This is a genomic window from Bacillus sp. B-jedd, from assembly GCF_000821085.1.
Classification (GTDB): Bacteria; Bacillota; Bacilli; order Bacillales; family Cytobacillaceae; genus Bacillus_D.
This window is the reverse complement of the sequence record NZ_CCXR01000001.1, coordinates 2,895,112-2,915,844: the sequence shown is the minus strand read 5'-3', so window position 1 is coordinate 2,915,844 and position 20,733 is coordinate 2,895,112. Positions and strand designations below refer to the sequence as shown.

Here is a 20,733-nt window from a genome sequence, read left to right as displayed (position 1 = left end):
AGTGTAATTGAATACGAATCGATAGGGAAGAAGAAGCACCCGCTTCTCACCTGGTTGACGCGGTCTGCTGTTGACAGGTTTTACGTAAATGGTTTGTCTTGAACCTTTTTTATGTACGTAAGTGTGGGTGTATGCACCCGCACTTTTTTATTGTAAAAAACCTGTCCGGCCGGCAAGCAAGGTGGTTGTCCCGGACAACGTATTCGTTATTAAACCATGGAGGTGGCTAACTATTAGCAAAGACATGTTGTTGAACGAAGGTATTCGCGCCCGTGAAGTCCGCTTGATTGACCAAAACGGCGAGCAGCTCGGAATTAAAACGAAATTTGAGGCGCTTGAAATTGCCGGCCGTGTAAATCTTGATTTGGTGCTGGTCGCACCAAACGCAAAGCCTCCGGTAGCCCGGATCATGGACTACGGAAAATTCAAGTTCGAGCAGCAAAAGAAGGATAAAGAGGCGCGCAAGAACCAGAAAATCATTACAACCAAAGAAGTACGCCTCAGCCCGACCATTGATGAGCATGACTTTAACACAAAACTTCGCAATGCGATTAAGTTCCTTGAAAAAGGCGATAAGGTTAAAGCATCAATCCGCTTTAAAGGGCGTGCAATCACCCATAAGGAAATCGGCCAGCGTGTTTTGGACCGTTTTTCCGAAGCGTGCAAGGAAGTTGCTACGATTGAGTCCCATCCAAGGATGGACGGCCGGAGCATGTTCCTGGTATTAGCACCTAAAAACGACAAGTAACAAGGAGGATATCCCAATGCCAAAAATGAAAACTCACCGCGGCGCTGCCAAGCGTTTCAAAAAAACCGGTTCTGGTCAGCTGAAGCGTGACCACGCTTATACAAGCCACTTGTTCGCGAACAAGTCTACGAAAGCAAAGCGAAAGCTTCGCAAATCCGCACTTGTTTCCAAAGGTGATTTCAAACGCATCCGTCAATTGCTTGACAATCTTAAGTAATCTCGATCGATCCAATAGGAGGGAAATAACATGCCACGTGTAAAAGGCGGTACTGTTACGCGCAAGCGTCGTAAAAAAGTTCTTAAATTAGCAAAAGGTTATTTCGGTTCAAAACATACATTATACAAAGTTGCCAATCAGCAGGTCATGAAGTCACTGCAATATGCATACCGTGACCGTCGCCAGAAAAAGCGCGACTTCCGTAAGCTATGGATTACCCGTATCAATGCGGCTGCCCGCATCAACGGCCTATCTTACAGCCGTTTAATGCACGGCCTTAAGCTTGCCGGCATCGAAGTAAACCGCAAAATGCTTGCCGAGCTTGCAGTTAGCGATGCTCAAGGCTTCGCGCAACTTGCAGACGCAGCAAAGCAACAGCTTAACCAATAATTAAGATAAAAAAGCCATTTCCCGATTGCGGGAATGGCTTTTCTGCTATTTGTCCAAGGGGGAGAAGGAATGGAGCTGTTTCTGTATACATATTTGGCGTTAATAAATATCTACGCGTTTACACTGATGGGAATCGATAAAAAACGGGCCAGGAAACAAGTTTACAGAATCAGCGAAAGATCTCTATGGCTGTCCGCATTCCTGGGTGGAGCTCCAGGAGCGTTGCTTGGCATGAATGCTTTCCGCCATAAAACTAAGCATACAGCGTTTAAGGCAGGGATGCCGCTGCTCGCAGTCATTGAGATTGGCCTCTTTATGTACCGGGTAATTTTCTAGTGGAGACCTCTTGCAGCAGAACACCTTTTGCCGTTCCTGCCCATTCAATGTCAGCCTTTGGATAGGATTTCAGCAGTTCGTTCTGGATAAAGATAAAATCTTTCCGGGACAGTTCTTCGGGGCGGGGAATATCCTTCAGCCAAATCGAGATGGAAATGACGGCGAATGAGTCATCTGTCAGGCCCAAGTATTTTTCGCCTTCGAACACTGCTCCTTTAAAGGTCAGGAGGAAATTTTTTCTCGGGACATTCGGATCATCCAGAAGCAGGAAGCGCCCCTGGATCCTGGCAGCCTCCAGTTTTCTGGGGATGCTAAAATAATATTTCCCGATCTTATAAATGAAAAATCCGGCCAAAATAATTCCGATGAGACGCAACAATTCAATCATGATAACGGCCTCCAGGCAACGGCTCCACTTTTGCCGAATGATCAGCGGCCAGGAGAAAGTAACCCGGCCCTTCTTTCTATATACGACACTTAGGGAAAAAGGTTCCATATATTTGCAATATAGGGAGGCAGCTTATGAATATTGAAAAGTTAACAGAAATGCAAATGTCGCTCGACACCCATATTGAACGGAAGCATGGGCTTGAGCAGGATGATCTTATTGACAAGAAAATACTCGCCTTGCTTGTTGAGGCGGGCGAATTGGCAAATGAAACCCGCTGTTTTAAATTTTGGAGTCAAAAGCCGTCATCCGAACGGGAAATTATCCTGGAGGAATATGTGGATGGCATCCATTTTGTCCTGTCGCTTGGCATTGAATGTGGGTTCATCCCTCGCTTGCAGCCTGTTAAGGAAACAGAAGCAACGGTTACCGGCCAATTCCTCGACGTCTTCAGTTCTATTGCCGCCTTCCGTAAAAGCCGCTCGGAAGCAGATTATTACGAGGTGTTCCAATCGTATTTAGAGCTCGGAAGCAAGCTTGGATTTACGGAAGCAGATATCGAACAAGCATACTTCAGAAAAAATGAAGTAAATTATGAGAGGCAGCAGAACAACTATTAGCAGAATATTTTTACAAAAGCTCCATCTTTTTGTATAATTGACTGCGGGTAAATACTATAAAAAGGGAGTCTTTCGAATGGCACAACTTGATGAAACATTGCAAATGCTGAAAGCCTTGACAGATGCAAAAGGAATTCCTGGAAATGAGCGGGAAGTCCGCGAAGTAATGAAAGAATACATAGCACCTTATGCCGATGAAGTGTCCACTGACGGACTCGGCAGCCTGATTGCCAAGAAAACAGGCAAGGAAGGCGGACCGAAAATCATGGTGGCCGGCCATCTTGACGAGGTAGGCTTCATGGTCACGCAAATTGATGAAAAAGGTTTTATCCGTTTTCAGCCTGTCGGCGGCTGGTGGAATCAGGTCATGCTTGCCCAGCGCGTTACCGTCGTCACTCGTAAAGGTGATGTAACTGGGGTTATTGGTTCGAAGCCTCCGCACATACTGACTGCAGAAGCCAGGAAGAAACCGGTCGAAATCAAGGATATGTTCATTGACATCGGCGCTTCAAACAGGGACGAAGCAAAGGAATGGGGAGTGCGCCCCGGCGACATGATCGTTCCTTATTTCGAATTCACAGTCATGAAAAACGAGAAAATGCTGCTTGCGAAAGCGTGGGACAACCGAATTGGCTGCGCCATCGCAATCGATGTCCTGAAGCAGTTGAAAGATGCTGAACATCCGAACGTCGTTTATGGCGTCGGTACGATCCAGGAAGAAGTGGGTCTCCGCGGGGCAAGGACTGCCGCAGCCAAAATTGAGCCAGATATCGGTTTTGGCGTCGATGTCGGTATTGCTGGCGATACTCCTGGTGTAACGGAGAAGGAAGCTCTTGGCAAAATGGGTAACGGGCCGCAAATCATCCTTTATGATGCATCCATGGTCTCCCACAAAGGACTGCGCGATTTCGTCACCGATACCGCGGATGAGTTGAACATCCCTTATCAATTTGATACAGTACCAGGCGGCGGAACTGATGCAGGTGCGATTCATTTATCCCATAATGGCGTCCCGGCACTTGCCATCACGATTGCGACCCGCTATATCCATTCGCATGCGGCTATGCTTCACCGCGATGATTACGAAAACACGGTCAAGCTGATTGTTGAGGTCATTAAGCGTCTTGATTCGGAAGCAGTTGAGAAAATTAAGTTAGGTTAATAATGAAGCTCCCCGGACCAATGGTCACGGGGAGCTTTTTTGCAAATCTATGAAGAAGGAAGCTATTTTTTCAGCCCGCCTTCAAGGGCTTGGAGCATTTCTTTTTTCTCGTTTTCCGAAGAATTATTCCAGATGATTTCAAACAAGACGCCTAGTCCCGGAAGCATTTTTTCTTCGCCATTCTGGATGGCGTCGACAATTGTGTCCTCAAGTTCCTGCTGGGTATTGTCGGCGATGTTATGGATAACAGCCGCACGCAGATTCAAATCCATGAATTTTTCCTCCTTTTTTCAAGTTCATTCACTACTATCTTTTTCTATTCGAGGTTTTAATATGTACAGCTCTTAAGCTATAATAGAAAAATCAGTGAATCAGAAAGGGGCGGCTGCAATGAAGTTTATTCAGTCAGCACAGAACCCTCAAGTAAAGCAGTGGAAGAAGCTTGCGATGAAGAAGGAACGTGAGCGCACTGGCCTCTTTATTGCGGAAGGCTTCCATCTTGTCGAGGAAGCATTAAAAAGTGAGGGGGCAGTCTCGGAAATTGTCATTGCAGAAGGAACCGATATTCCTCACCGACTTGACTATAAGGACATTCCGATTACGGCCGTGCCGAAGGATATTTTCAAAACCCTGTCCGAGACAGAAACGCCACAAGGCATCTTGGCGGTTTGCCGGCAAAGTTCCGATCAAATGGCGCTTGAGGGGGCAAGAACATTTTTGCTGCTCGATGCCGTGCAAGACCCGGGAAATCTCGGAACGATGATCAGGACTGCGGATGCGGCTGGAATAGACGCAGTTATTGCCGGGACGGGCAGTGTCGATATTTATAATCCGAAAGTGCTCCGTTCGGCGCAGGGGAGCCATTTTCATTTGCCGGTCGTTGCGGCGGATTTGGGCGAATGGATTCCAGGGCTGATGGAAAAAGGGGTACCTGTTTACGGAACTGCCCTGGAAGGAGCCAGAGACTATCGGGAAATTTCTCCCGCGGGACACTTCGCGCTCATTGTCGGGAATGAAGGAAGCGGCGTTTCGAAGGAGCTTTTGGCAAAAACGTCTGAAAACCTTTATGTGCCTATTTACGGAAAAAGCGAATCACTGAATGTCGCGATTGCAGCTGGAGTGCTTTTATACCATTTGCGGTCAGGAAGCGGCCAGCAATAAGTATGGCAGGTTGCGAGGCGACTGAGCATGATTTCGATAAATGTTTCCACTTAGGTTTGAAACAGCCGGAAAAATAAGCTATAATAGCTACTAAATTCATACATGAAAAACAATGACGGAGAAAAGTAACCTGGCCAAAGCCTTGTTAGGGAGAAAGTGCCCTGGACTGAAAGCACTTTTAAGGCGGAAGCAGGCGAAGTTCACCTCCTGAGTTGGCACCGGGACCATTCGCTTTGAAACGGATGTAAAGGTGCGCCGGCAGAAGCCGTTATCTCAATGAAGCGAACACGAATGGAAGGAAACATGCGTGTTTACAAGGGTGGTACCGCGAACACAAGCCTCGTCCCTTATTTGGGATGGGGCTTTTTTATATGGAAAAGAGCATATTTGCCAGTCCAGCCATGTGTACCGGAACATCCGGAACTTTAAAAGGAGGATACATCCCATGCAGGAAAGATTGACTGAATTGCAAAAAGAAGCCCTTGAAAAAGTGGGCCAGGCTGGGAGCCTGAAAGAATTGAATGATGTCCGTGTCGCCTATCTTGGCAAAAAGGGGCCAATCACGGAGGTTTTGCGTGGAATGGGCAAGTTGTCCGCAGAAGAACGCCCGAAAATGGGCGCACTTGTCAATGAAGTGCGACAGGCAATTGAAGCGGAAATTTCCGTGAAGCAAACAGAGCTTGAAGAAGCAGCGGTCAATGAGCGTCTCGCTTCGGAAACAATCGATGTAACGTTGCCTGGAAGGACTGTCAAAGCTGGAAGCCACCATCCGCTCACGAAAATCATCGAAGAAATTGAGGATCTTTTCATCGGAATGGGCTATGAGATTGCCGAAGGCCCGGAAGTAGAAAAAGATTATTACAACTTTGAAGCCCTTAACTTGCCAAAAGGCCATCCAGCACGCGATATGCAGGATTCCTTCTATATTACAGAGGAAACTCTGCTTCGGACCCATACATCGCCGGTCCAGGCAAGGACGATGGAAAAACAGGGCGGCAAAGGCCCGATCCGGATCATTTGCCCTGGAAAAGTGTATCGCCGCGATAATGATGATGCGACGCATTCCCACCAGTTCATGCAAATCGAAGGGCTCGTTGTCGGTGAGAACATCCGCATGAGCGACCTGAAGGGGACGCTTGCTGAGTTCGCGAAAAAAATGTTCGGCGAAGACCGTGAAATCAGGCTGCGCCCTAGCTTCTTCCCTTTCACAGAGCCATCTGTCGAAATGGACATTTCTTGCAAAATTTGCGGCGGAAACGGCTGCAGCGTCTGCAAGGGGACTGGCTGGATCGAAATTCTTGGCGCCGGAATGGTCCACCCGAATGTCCTTGAAATGGCTGGCTATGATTCGAAAAAATACACCGGTTTTGCATTTGGAATGGGGCCTGAAAGGATCGCGATGCTGAAATACGGGATCGATGACATCCGCCATTTCTATACGAATGATATCCGGTTCCTGAAACAGTTTTCGAGACAGGAATAGACCTTAATTTTGAAAGTGGGAGGCTTTAAACATGTTTGTTTCATATAAATGGCTCCAGGATTATGTGGATTTATCCGGAGTGACAGCGGAGGAACTTGCGGAAAAAATCACGAAAAGCGGGATTGAGGTTGAAGGAGTCGAGACGCTTAACGAGGGAATCAAAGGTGTCGTCATCGGCCATGTGCTCGAGCGTGAGCAGCATCCGAATGCCGACAAACTAAGCAAATGCCTAGTTGATATTGGAGAAGAGTCGCCGGTGCAAATCATTTGCGGGGCTCCGAACGTCGCTAAAGGGCAGAAAGTGGCCGTTGCGAAAACCGGCGCTGTTTTGCCTGGCAATTTCAAAATTAAGAAAGCGAAACTTCGCGGCGAAGAATCGAATGGGATGATTTGCTCGCTCCAGGAGCTTGGAATGGAAGGGAAAACCGTTCCTAAGGAATATGCGGAAGGAATCTTTGTATTCCCGGACAACGTAACACCTGGCGAAGACGCAATTGAAGCGCTGAACAGGGATGACAAGGTGCTTGAGCTTGGCCTTACTCCGAACAGGGCCGACTGCCTGAGCATGCTTGGAGTTGCATATGAAGTCGGGGCGATTTTAGGAAGGGACGTGAAATTCCCTGACATTCATCTGTATGCATCAAATGAAAAAGCTTCCGATTATATTAAAATATCGGTCGATGCACACGAAGACAATCCTCTGTATGCCGCAAAAGTGATTAAGAATGTCAAAATCGGCCCATCGCCGCTTTGGATGCAAACGCGCCTTATGGCAGCGGGCATCCGCCCGCACAACAATGTTGTCGATATTACAAACTATATACTGTTGGAGTATGGCCAGCCGCTCCATGCGTTCGATTATGAAAAATTAGGCTCTAAGGAAATCCTTGTCCGCCGTGCAAAAGAAGGCGAAACCATTGTAACGCTCGATGATGCGAAAAGAACGCTTACGCCGGACCACCTTGTCATTACGAATGGAACAGAACCAGTCGCGATTGCAGGGGTCATGGGTGGCGCAAACTCCGAAGTTGATTCCGATACCACTACTGTACTTCTCGAAGCGGCTTATTTTACGGGGGGGACAATCAGGAAAGCATCGAAGGACCATGGACTGCGCAGTGAAGCGAGTGCCCGTTTTGAAAAAGGCGTCGATCCGAACCGCGTCCGTGAAGCAGGTGAACGTGCCGCTGCCTTGATGGCGGAATATGCAGGTGGCGAAGTGCTTGAAGGAACGGTTGAGGTCGATACGATGAAGGCTGAGCCGGCAGTTGTTTCGATTACGTTGGAAAAGCTGAATACGTTCCTTGGCATGAGCTTGTCCATTAACGAAGTCACAGATATTTTTGCGAAGCTTAAATTCGAGACATCGGTTGACGGGGAGACCGTTACTGTCACTGTGCCGACCCGACGCGGGGACATCACCATAGAAGAAGACTTGATTGAAGAAGTCGCCCGTCTGTACGGCTATGATAACATCCCGAAAACATTGCCGGCTGGAGAGCAGACTGCAGGAAAGCTGTCGCCATACCAGGCGAAGCGCCGTGTCGTCCGCCGCTTCCTGGAAGGAGCCGGACTTTATCAGGCGGTCACCTATTCCCTGACAAGCGAAGAAAAGGTTTCCCAATACGCACTAGAGAAGGCAGAGCCAATAAAGCTTGCAATGCCGATGAGCGAAGAGCGTAGCCAGCTGCGCTTGAGCATCATCCCGCAGCTTCTTGAAGTCCTGAAATATAATGGCGCGAGGCAGGCGGACAGCCTGGCTGTTTATGAAACCGGGGCTGTATTCCTTGCTAAAGGGGAAGAGCTTCCTGTCGAGGAAGAGCATCTCGCTGCTGCGATAACAGGTCTTTGGGTTTCGAACCCGTGGCAAGGCGAGAAGAAGCCGGTCGATTTCTATGTCCTGAAAGGAATTATAGAGGGTCTCACTGAAAAACTCGGTCTCACCGGGCGGGTGGACTATGTCCAGGCACAGGTTGACGGCATGCATCCGGGCAGGACTGCGGAGATCCTTTTGGATGGCAAGCGGATCGGTTTCGCAGGGCAAGTTCACCCATCAAGGCAAAAGGAACTTGATTTGAAAGACACATACGTATTTGAATTGAAGCTTAACGAGTTACTTGAAGCCGGGACAGAGCCGCTTCATTACGAATCGATTCCAAGATTCCCGTCCATCACACGGGATATCGCCCTTGTTGCCGACAAGGATACGCCAGCTGGGGCACTCCGTGCTATCATCGTTGAAGCCGGCAGCCCGTTGTTGAAGGAAGCCGCGGTGTTTGATTTGTATGAAGGGGCCAATATGGAAGAGGGCAAGAAGTCGATTGCTTTCTCGCTTAAATATATGGATCCTGAGCGGACTTTAACAGATGAGGAAGTCACCAAGGTGCATGAAAAGGTATTGGCGGCACTGAAGGAAAAAGCAGGAGCAGTCCTGAGAGGGTAAGCGGATATTTCTAAAAAAGAGTTGGATCCTTGGCGGGTCCAACTCTTTTTATATTTGTTCGGAATAACGGAGCGCGCATTGGTGGGCTTAGTTATTCCGTCTTTTTTTGGTAACCAGATTGATCGCTTTTTGCGTGTTGGCAAAATGGTATTTGACGAAATGAGGCAGGACAGCCTGCCCTTTTGCCAGAATCAGCTTCGCGGCCGCTTCGTCAACCTTCGAGCCGGCTCCCTTTGGAATAGTGAACCCTGCTTCTTCGCTTAACTTGTCAAAATGGCGGATAAATGCATATCTTGCAAGAATTGATGCTGCGGCAACTGATAGATGCAGTCCTTCTGCTTTTGTGCTGAAATGGACATTTTCCCTAATAATGGTCCGCTGTCCCCGCAGATGGTTGAAGTAAATGCCGGGTTCGGCGAATTGGTCGACCAGGATGGCGTCGGGTTTCTCAGGGGCTATTTTGCCAAGGACATGGGTGAGCGCCTGATTGTGGAGAATTGCCTTTATTTTCCCCTGGGACATGCCTGATTGCTGAAGTTGGTTGTATTTTTCATTATGTAAGGTTAATAAACTGTATGGGATGACATCCTTAATATTCTTTGCAATAGCGGTAATTTTGTCATCGTTCAAATCCTTGGAATCCCTGACGCCCAGCTCTTTAAGAAGTGGCATGTCCTGTTCCCGGACATAAGCGGCGACTACCGTGATCGGTCCGAAATAATCCCCAGTTCCAACCTCGTCCGAGCCAATTACCGACAATTGCGCGAAATTGGCGGGAAGATGGGAACCAGGAACCGGTTTGGAAGCTGTTTTTTTGGAAACCGCCGGCGCGGATGATGAAATCCCGCTCCATTGGGCGGCTTCACTTTCGGCCGATGGTCCCTGAAAAAGCACTTTGCCGGATTTATAGGCTGTAATCATGCAGGCGGGTGTTTTTGCCGCAAAAATACCACCTGGCGGAATTTTATCAATTAAAAAGCGTGAATAATGGTTTTTCAAGCCGGCGATTTGTTCTGTCGGCACTATTATGACTGCATGGCCCAAAATAGAGCACTCCTTATATTCGTTGTCTGCTTATTTTATCATAATTCCTCAATGGAAATGAGATTCTTCCCCGTATTGTATTTCGCATATTCTCCTGTTTTCCTCGTTTATTATCCAAATTTCATGTTTTATTATCGAGTTTTGCCGTTGTATTATCCGATTTAACGCTTGTATTATCCAAATTTCATGCTTTATTATCGAATTTGCAGGTTATATTATCCAAATTTCATGTTTTATTATCCAATTTACGGGTTGTATTAGCGAGTTTGGCCATTGTATTATCCAATTGCGGATATGCCGTTTTTGCCAGCTTGCAAAAGGAAAATAGCCAATAAAAGCAGCGGTTAAAGCCGCTTTGCATACTTTCGCTTTTCCAGAAAAGCCTGTTCGTGGTATGATAGTGAATAGGATTCTTTGAATGGAGGCAACTACGTGTCGAATGTGAATAAAAATCGGACAACGGTCGATATTTATGGCCAGCAATATGTCATAATCGGGCAGGAAAGCTCGAGCCATGTCAGGCTTGTGGCATCGCTTGTCGACGATAAAATGCGGGAAATCAGTTCCAAGAATCCTTCGTTAGATGTGAATAAATTGGCCGTCCTTACCGCAGTGAACGCAGTGAATGACTTTATTAAAATTAGAGACCAGCTGGAAAAGCTGAAATCAGAAATGGAAAGGGAATAGGGAAAAACGGGGATGCTTGATTTAGCGATTATTCTTTTATTCATTATAGGTTTTTTTATCGGCCTGAAACGGGGATTTATCCTGCAGCTTCTTCATCTGGCGGGATTCATCATTTCCTACATTGTTGCTTATAAGTACTATGATATTCTGGCTCCGAAGCTAAAGCTGTGGGTTCCTTATCCCACGATGGGAGACACATCAACATTGTCGATGTTCGCCTCTTCCACCGGTCTGGAGGATGCTTTTTACAGGGCATTCGCCTTTGTGGCGATTTTCTTTGTGGTCAAGGTGATTGTCCAGATTATCGGCTCGATGTTTGATTTTATCGCCCATTTGCCAATCCTCAGGACGCTGAACGTCTGGGCGGGAGGTATTCTTGGGTTTATGGAAGTTTATCTCATTCTGCTATTATTATTGTATATCTCTGCGCTGCTGCCGGTTGAGGCAATCCAAAAACCGCTTGAAAGTTCGGTTATAGCAGAAGCGATTGTCAAGCACACGCCGGTCATTTCGGAGCAGTTGAAGGAATTATGGATTGAATATGTGGCTGCTTGAACTTCTCTGACAGCAGAGAAGTTCTTCTTTCTTTAAGGGAACTTTCATGCGAGTTAACCGTAAATGTATAGAATAGACAAGGCAGGTGCTTTTGACGATGGAAAAGAATAAAAAGGATGTTATTTCTCTTCTTGAGACCATTGCCATTTATCTTGAGATCAAGGGGGAAAATCCGTTTAAGGTATCAGCCTTCCGCAAGGCTGCGTTTGCACTCGAAACAGATAACAGGAGCTTGAGCGGCATCACCGACTTTACCGCAATATCAGGAATCGGCAAAGGGACGGCTGCGGTCATAGAAGAGTATATCCAGGAAGGCCAATCATCAGTCCTGAAAGAACTCCAGGAAGAGGTGCCAGCCGGCCTCGTCCCCCTTCTCAAACTCCCGGGGCTTGGAGGGAAGAAGCTCGCGAAACTTCATGAACTGTTAGGCATTGAAGATATAACAGATTTGGAAGAAGCGTGCAGGATGGGCAAGATTGAGGGACTGCCCGGTTTCGGGAAAAAATCGCAAGAGAAAATTCTCGCCGCGATTGAAAAAGCTGGGGAGCGTCCGGAGCGGCTGCCGCTTGCCTACATGCTTCCTATAGCGGCAAAAATTGAAGGTCAGCTGGCTCAAATGAAAGATATCGAGAAGTTTTCACAGGCAGGGAGCATCAGGAGATGGGCGGAAACCGTGAAGGACCTGGATTTCATTATCGCCACCTCCAATCATGAGTCTGTCAAAGAGCAGCTTCTTTCCCTTCCTGATATAAAGGAAGTCATCGGGGCAGGTGATACGAAAGTATCCGTTACCTTTGGTTTTGATTACGATATCTCAGCCGATTTCCGGCTTGTCAGCAGCGATGAATTCGCAACCGCGCTCCACCATTTTACCGGTTCCAAGGATCACAACGTACGGATGAGGCAGCTTGCAAAAGAACGTGGCGAAAAAATCAGCGAATATGGAGTGGAATACGAGGCAGGCATGCAAACTTTTGCAACAGAGGAAGAGTTTTATGCCCATTTCGGCCTGCCTTTCATTCCGCCGGAAATACGCGAGGATGGACGCGAAGTCGAGATTTACTCTCCTGATATGGGCCTTGTCGGCATAGAAGATATGAAAGCGGACCTCCATATGCACTCCACCTGGAGTGATGGAGCCCATACAATTGAGGAAATGGCAGAAGCCTGTAGGGCAATGGGCTATACCCATATCGCGATTACTGACCATTCCCAATTCCTGAAGGTGGCAAACGGCCTCACGCCTGAAAGGCTCATGGAGCAACATGAGGAAATCAGGCGTCTTAATGATAAATACACAGATTTTAAAATCCTTTCAGGCGTTGAAATGGATATTCTCCCTGATGGGACACTCGATTATGATGACGAAATCCTCAAGGAACTCGACATCGTTATCGCATCAATCCACTCCGCATTCTCGCAGCCGCGCGAAAAAATCATGAGGCGGCTCAGGACAGCACTGGAAAACCCGCATGTCGACATCATCGCCCATCCGACAGGACGGCTGATTGGCCGCCGGGATGGTTATGATGTAGATATTGATATGTTGATTGCCATGGCAAAAGAAACGAACACCGCTCTCGAACTGAATGCAAATCCCCATCGCCTGGACCTTTCTTATGTACATCTAAAGAAAGCCCAGGAAGCGGGAGTGAAAATCGCCATTAATACAGACGCGCATAAAATGACCATGCTCAGCCATATGGGCATCGGCGTCGCGGCAGCCAGGAAAGGCTGGATCAAAAGCAGTTCTGTTTTGAACACATACGAATTGGAGGATTTGCTCCAATTTTTGCACCACAGAAACTGACAAATCATTTAGGCAAAAAGGAGAGGTTTCTCCATGCAGGAAAGAACATTGAAAGTCCTTGAATTTTTCAAGGTAAGGGAACAGCTATTCGGGCATGCCTCATCCGCGCTTGGACGCGACAAAATTTCCAAGCTAGTCCCTTCATCTGATTTTGAAGAGGTGAACAGGCTCCAGGAGGAGACGGACGAGGCGGCAACAACGCTCCGATTAAAAGGGAATGTGCCATTATCCGGCATCCATGATATACGCGCCCATATTAAGCGGGCCGTCATTGGCGGGACATTGAGCCCCGCTGAGCTTGTCCAGATTGCCAGCACCATCTCGGCGAGCAGGCAAATCAAGCGATTCATCGAAGGAGTTCATGAAGAAAACAGCAAACTGCCGCTTCTTTTTGAGTATACCGGCAAAATTATCCCGCTCACAAATCTTGAACAGACGATTAAAATGGCCATCGATGAAAGCGGGGAAGTGCTCGACACGGCCAGTGATACCCTTCGGTCGCTCCGCCAGCAGTTAAGGTCGAATGAATCAAGGGTGAGGGAAAAGCTTGAGAGTATGATCCGTTCTTCAAGTGCCCAAAAAATGCTTTCAGATGCAATCATTACGATTAGGAACGACAGATTTGTCATCCCGGTCAAGCAGGAGTACAGAGGCCATTATGGCGGTATCATCCATGATCAAAGTTCCTCTGGACAGACGCTGTTCATTGAACCGCAATCGATTGTCCAGCTGAATAACCAGGTCCAGGAAATCAGGGTCAAGGAGCAGGTGGAGATTGAACGGATCCTTGCCGAACTTTCGGCGACGGCTGCCGAGCATAGCTTTGAGCTTGAGGTAATCACAGATGTCCTGGGGGAACTGGATTTTATTTTTGCAAAAGCGCGCTATGGAAGGACAATAAAGGCCTCCAGGCCGACGATGAATAACGAAGGAAGAATCGCCCTTTACAAGGCGCGCCATCCCCTGATTCCAATGGACGAAGTCGTACCGAATGACATTTTGCTCGGCAAGGACTATACGACAATCGTCATCACTGGACCGAATACAGGCGGAAAGACCGTCACATTGAAGACGGTGGGCCTGTGTACCCTCATGGCTCAGTCAGGGCTTCAGATTCCGGCGCTCGACGGTTCGGAGCTGGCAGTCTTTGATGCGGTGTATGCCGATATTGGTGATGAGCAGTCGATTGAACAGAGCTTAAGTACATTCTCTTCCCATATGGTTAATATTGTCGACATCCTCAATAAAGCTGACCATAACAGCTTTGTCATGTTTGATGAGCTTGGGGCAGGGACAGATCCGCAGGAAGGCGCAGCCCTGGCCATTTCCATTCTCGATGAAGTGTATAATCGTGGAGCCAGGGTCATTGCGACGACCCATTACCCGGAACTGAAGGCTTATGGCTATAACCGGGAAGGTGTCATGAATGCGAGTGTCGAATTCGACGTGGAAACGCTGAGCCCGACATACAGGCTTCTTTTAGGGGTTCCGGGGCGGAGCAACGCTTTCGAAATCTCGCGGCGCCTTGGCCTTGGCGAGAGGATAATTTCCAATGCAAGATCGCATGTCAGCGAAGACAGTTCACAGATCGATACGATGATCTCTAAACTTGAAACGAGCAGGCGGGACGCGGAAAATGAACTCGCCGAAGCCCATGACTTACTGAAACAGGCAGAAAAGCTGCATGCCGATTTGCAAAAGCAGGTCATTGAATTTTACGAGCAGCGTGATTCACTGATGGAAAAGGCAGCCGAAAAGGCCGGTAAGCTTGTTGAAAAGGCGACAGAAGAAGCTGAGGAAATCATCAGTGACCTAAGGAAGCTGAGGCTCGAGAAAAACGCGGAAATTAAGGAACATGAATTGATCGAGGCAAGGCAGCGGCTTGCCGGCGCGGCCCCGACCGTGGAAAGAACAGAAAAACCGGCAGCGAAGAAAGCCGCTGGGCATACCTTTAAGCCGGGTGATGAGGTAACGGTCCTTACATTCGGACAGAAAGGCACACTTCTTGAAAAAACAGCCGACTGCGAATGGCAAGTCCAGATTGGAATTATAAAAATGAAAGTCTCTGAAAAGGACATGGAATATATCAAGCCGCCAAAGCAGAAGGAAGTAAAGCCAATGGCCATCGTCCGGGGAAGAGATGCCCATGTAGGACTTGAGCTCGACTTGCGTGGCGAACGGTTTGAGGATGCGCTTATGAAGGTGGAAAAATATCTTGATGACGCGCTCCTGGCAGGCTATCCGCGTGTATCCATCATCCACGGCAAAGGCACCGGGGCTCTGAGGCAGGGGGTACAGGATTATTTGCGGAACCACAGGTCCGTCAAGAAAATCCGCTTTGGTGATGCGGGCGAAGGCGGAACCGGCGTTACGATTGCCGAATTCAAATAAAGTTGGGGAGCTAAGGGTATGGAAAGTTTCTGGAAAAATGAATTCATTCAGATAGCGGCCTACTATAGTTTAGTCATCCTTTGTCTTGTCGTCTTCCTGGCTGCCTTTGAATTAGTCACGAAATATAATAATTGGGAAGAAATCAAGAAAGGAAATGTGGCTGTTGCCATGGCAACCGGAGGAAAAATCTTCGGTATCGCCAATATATTCAGGCATGCTATCCAGGAACACACCTCTGTTCTTGCGATGATCGGCTGGGGGGTATTCGGTTTTATCCTTTTGATCTGTGGTTATTTCATATTTGAATTCTTGACCCCAAAGTTTAATGTCGATGCGGAAATAGAAAGAGATAACCGCGCTGTCGGATTTATTTCAATGGTCATATCAATCGGCTTATCTTATATTGTCGGAGCCGGAATCTAAGGCGGAGGAAAATACGTGGAAACGTTGGCAAAAGTGCTTTTAGGCCTCTGTGGCCTGTTTATGCTTATCGGGATTATCTATATGGTGTTTTTTGCTTGATAGAGGGGGCCGCTTGCAATCGCAGCGGCCTTTTGCATGACTTGGAAATTCTAGCGGATAATGGTGCAAACAGCACTTTATTGGATATAGTTCGAAATGAGTGTATTCTGTTTGTGGAATAAGGACATATGGATTATAATGGGATAAATAGAAAGAATTTTTAAAAAACTTCTGTACAAGGAGGTACCCATGGTTGAGATCAAGCCTTGGCTCAAACATTACCCGGAAGAAATACCGGCCACTCTCGAGTACCCATCAGCATCTTTGCACAGTTATTTATTGAAAGCAGTCGAAGAATTTCCCGAAAAATCCGCCATCCACTTTATGGGGAAGGAATTGACGTACCGGGAAGTTAAAGATTCCGCCCTTCAGTTTGCCGCTTATTTGCAAAAACTCGGCATTGGAAAAGACGACCGGGTCGCGGTCTTCCTGCCGAACACCCCACAGGCGGTGATCAGCTTTTTTGGCATCCTGTTGGCAGGCGGGATTGTCGTTCCCACAAATCCACTCTATACGGAGCGCGAACTTGAATACCAAATGAAGGATTCCGGAGCCGTTGCCATAGTCACCCTCGATATCTTATATCCACGTGTTTCAAAAGTGATTCAAAAGACAGATTTGAAGCACATAATTGTAACCGCTATCAAAGATGCACTCCCATTCCCTAAGAACTTGGTCTATCCATTCATCCAGAAAAAGCAATATGGGATCGTTGTAAAAGTAAAACATGAAGGCAATACACATCTGCTCAATGAAATTTTGAAAGCGCCTAGGGGTCCACTTGTGGAGCATTCAATCGACTTCGATGAGGACCTGGCTCTCCTCCAATATACAGGCGGGACGACCGGCTTCCCGAAAGGCGTCATGCTCACTCATAAAAACCTTGTTGCCAATGTTATAGCCTGCAACAACTGGATGTATAAATGCAAGCGAGGACAGGAAAGAGTTCTTGGCATCCTCCCGTTTTTCCATGTATACGGCATGACCACTGTCATGATCCTGTCGATTATGCAGGGCCATACCATGATTCTTTTGCCGAAATTCGACCCTGAAACGACGTTAAAAACAATCCAGAAGCAAAAGCCGACACTTTTTCCCGGTGCACCAACTATTTATATCGGCCTCCTGAACCATCCGGATTTAAAAAAATACGACCTGTCATCCATCGATTCGTGCATAAGCGGTTCGGCTCCGCTCCCGGTCGAGGTCCAGCAAAAATTCGAAGAAATAACCGGCGGCAAGCTTGTGGAAGGGTATGGGCTAACGGAAACATCTCCCGTCACACACTCTAATTTCCTTTGGGACCGCCCGAGGATCAAGGGAAGTATCGGGGTCCCGTGGCCGGATACGGATGCAGCAATTTTATCGCTGGAAAGCGGGGAACGCCTGCCGCCTGGGGAGGTTGGTGAAATTGCCGTAAAGGGCCCGCAGGTCATGAAGGGGTACTGGAACCGGCCAGAGGATACTGCGATGACTTTCAGGGATGGCTGGCTTTTGACAGGTGATCTGGGTTATATGGATGATGACGGTTATTTTTATGTCGTCGACCGGAAAAAAGACATGATTATCGCAGGCGGATTCAATATTTATCCACGGGAAATCGAAGAGGTTCTTTATGAGCATCCAGCCATCCAGGAAGTAGTGGCAGCCGGGGTGCCCGATCCATACAGAGGGGAAACGGTAAAAGCCTATGTCGTTGTAAAAGAAGGCGCCGAGGTGAGCGAAAAGGACCTCGATGAGTTTGCCAGGCAGCAACTTGCTTCCTTCAAGGTTCCGAGAATCTATGAATTCAGGGAAGAATTGCCGAAAACCGCGGTCGGTAAAATCCTGAGGCGCGTCTTGGTAGACGAGGAAAAGAGAAGAATGAAAGAAGAAGAAGAGCAAAAACATGCATAAGTGAGGGAGGACAGCCGCGTTGGCTGTCCTTTTTGTGTTTTTGCTGACTGGATGTTTCGGACTCTTAACTAGGGTATTTGACTGTAAGAGTCCAAATGAACACCAGAATCGGTCACTCAACCTTGTATTTAGACGAATAATCTATTATTAATTCAACACTTAGGCCAAGCCCAGACTGCGCGCTTGACAGTGAAACGATGAAAATCATATGATAAGTTTATGAATGACTGTTCATTCATTAACCTTGTGGTTTTCTTTGAAGGGGGTGCGGGAATGAAGAAAAGCAGGCCTAAATACATGCAAATCATCGAAGCGGCCGTAACGGTAATTGCGGAAAATGGTTATCATCAGGCGCAGGTTTCCAGGATTGCCAGACAGGCTGGGGTCGCTGACGGAACCATTTATTTATATTTCAAAAACAAGGAAGACATTCTTATTTCCCTCTTTGAGGAAAAAATGGGTGCCTTTATTGAAAAAATCGAGGGTGCAATTGCAGGAAAAGAGACGGCGGCAGAGAAGTTATTACTGTTGATAGAATCCCATTTCAAGATGCTCTCGGAGAACCGGAGCCTTGCGATTGTCACCCAGCTTGAATTAAGGCAGTCAAATAAGGAGCTGCGCCTAAGAATTAATGAGGTGCTGAAAGGGTACTTAAAAGTGATTGATAAAATTCTCCTTGAAGGAAAACAGAATGGGGAGTTCTCGGCAACACTCGATACCCGCCTCGCGCGGCAGATGATTTTCGGGACGATTGACGAGACAGTCACAACCTGGATCATGAATGAACATAAGTACGATTTGGCCACGCTCAGCGCGCCTGTCCATGCACTTTTACTAAATGGATGCGGAGCGCATGCGGAGGCAAGGACTTCTAAAGGCAAAATTGATTAAGGGGGGAGCAAGTTGGAATTTCTAAGTTGGACAGATGAGGGCGGAATTGCGGAAATCACGATCAAAAGGCCGCCGGCAAACGCACTTTCTTCAGGGCTTTTAAAAGAACTTTCTGCTGTCCTTGATGAGATCGAAGTGCAAAAGGGGATTAAAGTGCTCCTGCTGCATGGGGAAGGCCGATTTTTCTCGGCTGGAGCGGATATTAAGGAGTTTACAACCATTGATTCCGCCGAGGACTTTTCGAAGCTGGCCCGTCTCGGGCAAAATCTGTTTGAGCGGATGGAGAAGTTTCCGAAGCCAATCATTGCTGCCATCCACGGCGCGGCGCTTGGCGGGGGGCTCGAGCTGGCCATGGCCTGCCACTTCCGCCTTGTAAGCGAAACGGCGAAGCTTGGGCTTCCGGAACTCCAGCTAGGGCTCGTCCCTGGGTTTGCCGGCTCCCAGCGCCTTTCAAAGTATGTCGGTTCAGCTAGAGCGGCTGAAATGCTGTTCACATCAGAGCCGATCACAGGAATGGAAGCGGTTCAATTTGGGTTGGCCAACCATGTGTATCCGGAAGAAGAGTTAATGGAACATGCTTTTACTTTTGCAAAAAAAATCGCCAAAAAAAGTTCGGGCTCTTTGAAAGCTGCCATCGAACTGCTTAATTATTCAAAGTCGGGCGAATTTTATGAAGGAGTAAAACGGGAAGCGGAACTATTCGGGGAAGTCTTCATGTCCGCCGATGGGCAGGAAGGCATCAAAGCATTCATTGAAAAACGCGAACCCGAATTCAAAGGGGAATAATAGATTCAAAGATTTCAAAAAAACTTGATTGAAGGGTAACCTGTGTCATTTCTTCTATATAAATTGGACTAATAGATTTACGCCAAGTTTATTGGAGTGGAAGGCACGTAGACTCCTGTGGGATGCAGCGGCAAGTGGAGACCCCACAGGCGCAAGCGCCGAGGAGGCTCCACTGGCGCCCCGCGGAAAGCGAAGTGCCTCGGGACAGGCAAAAAAGCAGCCTGTCCCTGCGTTGTAAGTTCACGGATGCCTTCCTTGGTGGAGCGCAAATCTATCTATATTTTAAAAAACAGTTCAGTATATATAGCAAACTATTGTCAATCGGGAGGGAACGTACATGAACATATTTGTATTGATGAAGAGAACATTTGATACAGAAGAAAAAATTACACTTTCAGGCGGCAAAATTAATGAAGACGGGGCGGAATTCATTATTAACCCGTACGATGAATATGCTGTCGAGGAAGCCATCAGGGTCCGTGATGCTCAAGGCGGGGAAGTAACGGTCATGACAGTCGGGACAGAGGAAGCGGAAAAACAGCTCCGCACAGCATTGGCAATGGGCGCTGATAAAGCGGTCCTGATCAATACCGAAGACGATATCCAAAATGGCGACCAGTTTACTACCGCCAAAATCCTTGCCGAATACCTGAAGGATAAAGAAGCTGATTTAATCCTTGGCGGAAACGTCGCTATCGATGGCGGTTCAGGGCAGGTTGGTCCGCGTGTGGCCGAACTCCTTGACATGCCATACGTGACAACGATTACGAAACTGGATATTGACGGCGGCAAAGCAAGCATCGTCCGCGATATTGAAGGAGATTCGGAAGTAATTGAGGCTTCACTGCCGCTGCTTATCACTGCACAGCAAGGGCTGAATGATCCTCGCTACCCATCACTTCCTGGAATCATGAAGGCAAAAAAGAAGCCGCTCGAGGAACTGGAGCTGGATGACCTTGGCCTTGAAGAGGACGACGTGGAGCCGAAGACGAAGTCGACTGAAATTTTCCTGCCGCCGAAAAAGGAAGCAGGCAGAGTTTTGCAGGGCGATATAGCGGACCAGGTGAAGGAGCTTGTCAACTTGCTCCATACGGAAGCGAAGGTAATCTAGTCTGGACCGAATCACCAGACACTGGCAAAATCCATTTTTAAAACAGGCAAAGAGAACATCTTGATAGCTGATAAAGCGCAGGAGGTAGAGGA

The 20,733-nt window shown here is 47.7% G+C and carries 21 protein-coding genes and 2 other annotated features; of the genes, 18 read left to right on the top strand and 3 right to left on the bottom strand.

Features of this window, described 5'->3' with window-relative positions; genetic code table 11:
* Positions 1–21: 21 nt before the first annotated feature.
* Positions 22–155 (top strand) — a sequence feature (ribosomal protein L20 leader region).
* An 89-nt stretch (positions 156–244) separates the two neighbouring features.
* The 4 genes from infC to BN1002_RS14525 all read left to right on the top strand — a co-directional run bounded on the left by infC (position 245) and on the right by BN1002_RS14525 (position 1,691).
* The gene (gene infC, locus BN1002_RS14540) at positions 245–748 is read left to right on the top strand and encodes a translation initiation factor IF-3 (RefSeq protein ID WP_048825985.1); all 504 of its coding nucleotides are present in this window, start codon (positions 245–247) and stop codon (positions 746–748) included.
* Positions 749–764: 16 nt separating this feature from the next.
* Positions 765–965: a 50S ribosomal protein L35 gene (rpmI, locus tag BN1002_RS14535; RefSeq protein ID WP_048825983.1), complete on the top strand. Its 201-nt coding sequence runs from the start codon at positions 765–767 to the stop codon at positions 963–965.
* A 30-nt stretch (positions 966–995) separates the two neighbouring features.
* A complete protein-coding gene (gene rplT, locus BN1002_RS14530) occupies positions 996–1,355 on the top strand; it encodes a 50S ribosomal protein L20 (protein WP_048825981.1) in 360 nt (119 codons plus the stop codon).
* A 69-nt stretch (positions 1,356–1,424) separates the two neighbouring features.
* The gene (locus BN1002_RS14525) at positions 1,425–1,691 is read left to right on the top strand and encodes a DUF1294 domain-containing protein (protein WP_048825979.1); all 267 of its coding nucleotides are present in this window, start codon (positions 1,425–1,427) and stop codon (positions 1,689–1,691) included.
* On the opposite strand, the gene BN1002_RS14520 is transcribed toward BN1002_RS14525, so the two are convergent.
* A complete protein-coding gene (locus BN1002_RS14520; protein WP_197072800.1) occupies positions 1,669–2,079 on the bottom strand; it encodes a sigma-w pathway protein ysdB in 411 nt (136 codons plus the stop codon). The two genes, BN1002_RS14525 and BN1002_RS14520, sit on opposite strands and share 23 nt — an antisense overlap.
* 134 nt (positions 2,080–2,213) lie before the next feature.
* Here BN1002_RS14520 and BN1002_RS14515 point away from each other — a divergent pair, with 134 nt between their 5' ends.
* Complete coding sequence (locus BN1002_RS14515) at positions 2,214–2,699, top strand: dUTP diphosphatase (RefSeq protein ID WP_048825977.1); 486 nt, start codon at positions 2,214–2,216, stop codon at positions 2,697–2,699.
* Positions 2,700–2,775: 76 nt separating this feature from the next.
* A complete protein-coding gene (locus BN1002_RS14510) occupies positions 2,776–3,861 on the top strand; it encodes a M42 family metallopeptidase (RefSeq protein WP_048825976.1) in 1,086 nt (361 codons plus the stop codon).
* Between the two features lie 62 nt (positions 3,862–3,923).
* On the opposite strand, the gene sspI is transcribed toward BN1002_RS14510, so the two are convergent.
* Positions 3,924–4,133 (bottom strand): small acid-soluble spore protein SspI, encoded by a 210-nt coding sequence (sspI, locus tag BN1002_RS14505; RefSeq protein ID WP_048825974.1) that lies wholly within the window; start codon positions 4,131–4,133, stop codon positions 3,924–3,926.
* A gap of 118 nt (positions 4,134–4,251) precedes the next feature.
* Here sspI and BN1002_RS14500 point away from each other — a divergent pair, with 118 nt between their 5' ends.
* The 3 genes from BN1002_RS14500 to pheT all read left to right on the top strand — a co-directional run bounded on the left by BN1002_RS14500 (position 4,252) and on the right by pheT (position 8,948).
* Entirely contained in the window at positions 4,252–5,022 is a 771-nt protein-coding gene (locus BN1002_RS14500; protein WP_048825972.1) for a TrmH family RNA methyltransferase, read from the top strand.
* Between the two features lie 103 nt (positions 5,023–5,125).
* Positions 5,126–5,373, top strand: a binding site (T-box leader).
* Positions 5,374–5,467: 94 nt separating this feature from the next.
* Entirely contained in the window at positions 5,468–6,505 is a 1,038-nt protein-coding gene (gene pheS, locus BN1002_RS14495; RefSeq protein ID WP_048825971.1) for a phenylalanine--tRNA ligase subunit alpha, read from the top strand.
* A 31-nt stretch (positions 6,506–6,536) separates the two neighbouring features.
* The gene (pheT, locus tag BN1002_RS14490) at positions 6,537–8,948 is read left to right on the top strand and encodes a phenylalanine--tRNA ligase subunit beta (RefSeq protein WP_048825969.1); all 2,412 of its coding nucleotides are present in this window, start codon (positions 6,537–6,539) and stop codon (positions 8,946–8,948) included.
* Between the two features lie 87 nt (positions 8,949–9,035).
* Here the strand turns inward: pheT and rnhC are convergent, their stop codons facing one another.
* Positions 9,036–9,992, bottom strand: coding sequence for a ribonuclease HIII (gene rnhC / locus BN1002_RS14485; protein WP_048825967.1), 957 nt, complete (start codon positions 9,990–9,992; stop codon positions 9,036–9,038).
* A gap of 432 nt (positions 9,993–10,424) precedes the next feature.
* On the opposite strand from rnhC, the gene zapA reads away from it, so the two are divergent.
* The 9 genes from zapA to BN1002_RS14435 all read left to right on the top strand — a co-directional run bounded on the left by zapA (position 10,425) and on the right by BN1002_RS14435 (position 20,641).
* On the top strand, positions 10,425–10,679 hold the full coding sequence (zapA, locus tag BN1002_RS14480) for a cell division protein ZapA (RefSeq protein ID WP_048825965.1): 255 nt from the start codon (positions 10,425–10,427) through the stop codon (positions 10,677–10,679).
* 12 nt (positions 10,680–10,691) lie between these two features.
* Positions 10,692–11,234: a CvpA family protein gene (locus BN1002_RS14475; RefSeq protein ID WP_048825963.1), complete on the top strand. Its 543-nt coding sequence runs from the start codon at positions 10,692–10,694 to the stop codon at positions 11,232–11,234.
* Between the two features lie 97 nt (positions 11,235–11,331).
* A complete protein-coding gene (polX, locus tag BN1002_RS14470) occupies positions 11,332–13,044 on the top strand; it encodes a DNA polymerase/3'-5' exonuclease PolX (protein ID WP_048825961.1) in 1,713 nt (570 codons plus the stop codon).
* Positions 13,045–13,077: 33 nt separating this feature from the next.
* The gene (locus BN1002_RS14465; RefSeq protein WP_048825959.1) at positions 13,078–15,435 is read left to right on the top strand and encodes an endonuclease MutS2; all 2,358 of its coding nucleotides are present in this window, start codon (positions 13,078–13,080) and stop codon (positions 15,433–15,435) included.
* An 18-nt stretch (positions 15,436–15,453) separates the two neighbouring features.
* Positions 15,454–15,858, top strand: a complete 405-nt coding sequence (locus BN1002_RS14460; RefSeq protein WP_048825958.1) for a DUF350 domain-containing protein — start codon at positions 15,454–15,456, stop codon at positions 15,856–15,858.
* 288 nt (positions 15,859–16,146) lie between these two features.
* Positions 16,147–17,853, top strand: coding sequence for a long-chain-fatty-acid--CoA ligase (locus BN1002_RS14455; RefSeq protein WP_048825955.1), 1,707 nt, complete (start codon positions 16,147–16,149; stop codon positions 17,851–17,853).
* A gap of 273 nt (positions 17,854–18,126) precedes the next feature.
* Positions 18,127–18,744, top strand: a complete 618-nt coding sequence (locus BN1002_RS14450; RefSeq protein ID WP_048825953.1) for a TetR/AcrR family transcriptional regulator — start codon at positions 18,127–18,129, stop codon at positions 18,742–18,744.
* 12 nt (positions 18,745–18,756) lie between these two features.
* A complete protein-coding gene (locus BN1002_RS14445; RefSeq protein ID WP_048825951.1) occupies positions 18,757–19,530 on the top strand; it encodes an enoyl-CoA hydratase in 774 nt (257 codons plus the stop codon).
* A 337-nt stretch (positions 19,531–19,867) separates the two neighbouring features.
* Complete coding sequence (locus BN1002_RS14435) at positions 19,868–20,641, top strand: electron transfer flavoprotein subunit beta/FixA family protein (RefSeq protein ID WP_048825947.1); 774 nt, start codon at positions 19,868–19,870, stop codon at positions 20,639–20,641.
* Positions 20,642–20,733: the final 92 nt, after the last annotated feature.

What these genes read in the sequence shown, in the direction of transcription:
- rplT (WP_048825981.1), top strand. Translation starts at nt 996, where the DNA reads ATGCCACGTGTAAAAGGCGGTACTGTTACGCGCAAGCGTCGTAAAAAA.
- BN1002_RS14515 (WP_048825977.1), top strand. Translation starts at nt 2,214, where the DNA reads ATGAATATTGAAAAGTTAACAGAAATGCAAATGTCGCTCGACACCCAT.
- BN1002_RS14435 (WP_048825947.1), top strand. Translation starts at nt 19,868, where the DNA reads ATGAACATATTTGTATTGATGAAGAGAACATTTGATACAGAAGAAAAA.
- BN1002_RS14525 (WP_048825979.1), top strand. Translation starts at nt 1,425, where the DNA reads ATGGAGCTGTTTCTGTATACATATTTGGCGTTAATAAATATCTACGCG.
- pheT (WP_048825969.1), top strand. Translation starts at nt 6,537, where the DNA reads ATGTTTGTTTCATATAAATGGCTCCAGGATTATGTGGATTTATCCGGA.
- BN1002_RS14465 (WP_048825959.1), top strand. Translation starts at nt 13,078, where the DNA reads ATGCAGGAAAGAACATTGAAAGTCCTTGAATTTTTCAAGGTAAGGGAA.
- BN1002_RS14450 (WP_048825953.1), top strand. Translation starts at nt 18,127, where the DNA reads ATGAAGAAAAGCAGGCCTAAATACATGCAAATCATCGAAGCGGCCGTA.
- rpmI (WP_048825983.1), top strand. Translation starts at nt 765, where the DNA reads ATGCCAAAAATGAAAACTCACCGCGGCGCTGCCAAGCGTTTCAAAAAA.
- sspI (WP_048825974.1), bottom strand. Translation starts at nt 4,133, where the DNA reads ATGGATTTGAATCTGCGTGCGGCTGTTATCCATAACATCGCCGACAAT.
- polX (WP_048825961.1), top strand. Translation starts at nt 11,332, where the DNA reads ATGGAAAAGAATAAAAAGGATGTTATTTCTCTTCTTGAGACCATTGCC.
- BN1002_RS14475 (WP_048825963.1), top strand. Translation starts at nt 10,692, where the DNA reads ATGCTTGATTTAGCGATTATTCTTTTATTCATTATAGGTTTTTTTATC.
- BN1002_RS14520 (WP_197072800.1), bottom strand. Translation starts at nt 2,079, where the DNA reads ATGATTGAATTGTTGCGTCTCATCGGAATTATTTTGGCCGGATTTTTC.
- infC (WP_048825985.1), top strand. Translation starts at nt 245, where the DNA reads ATGTTGTTGAACGAAGGTATTCGCGCCCGTGAAGTCCGCTTGATTGAC.
- BN1002_RS14460 (WP_048825958.1), top strand. Translation starts at nt 15,454, where the DNA reads ATGGAAAGTTTCTGGAAAAATGAATTCATTCAGATAGCGGCCTACTAT.
- BN1002_RS14500 (WP_048825972.1), top strand. Translation starts at nt 4,252, where the DNA reads ATGAAGTTTATTCAGTCAGCACAGAACCCTCAAGTAAAGCAGTGGAAG.
- pheS (WP_048825971.1), top strand. Translation starts at nt 5,468, where the DNA reads ATGCAGGAAAGATTGACTGAATTGCAAAAAGAAGCCCTTGAAAAAGTG.
- BN1002_RS14455 (WP_048825955.1), top strand. Translation starts at nt 16,147, where the DNA reads ATGGTTGAGATCAAGCCTTGGCTCAAACATTACCCGGAAGAAATACCG.
- BN1002_RS14510 (WP_048825976.1), top strand. Translation starts at nt 2,776, where the DNA reads ATGGCACAACTTGATGAAACATTGCAAATGCTGAAAGCCTTGACAGAT.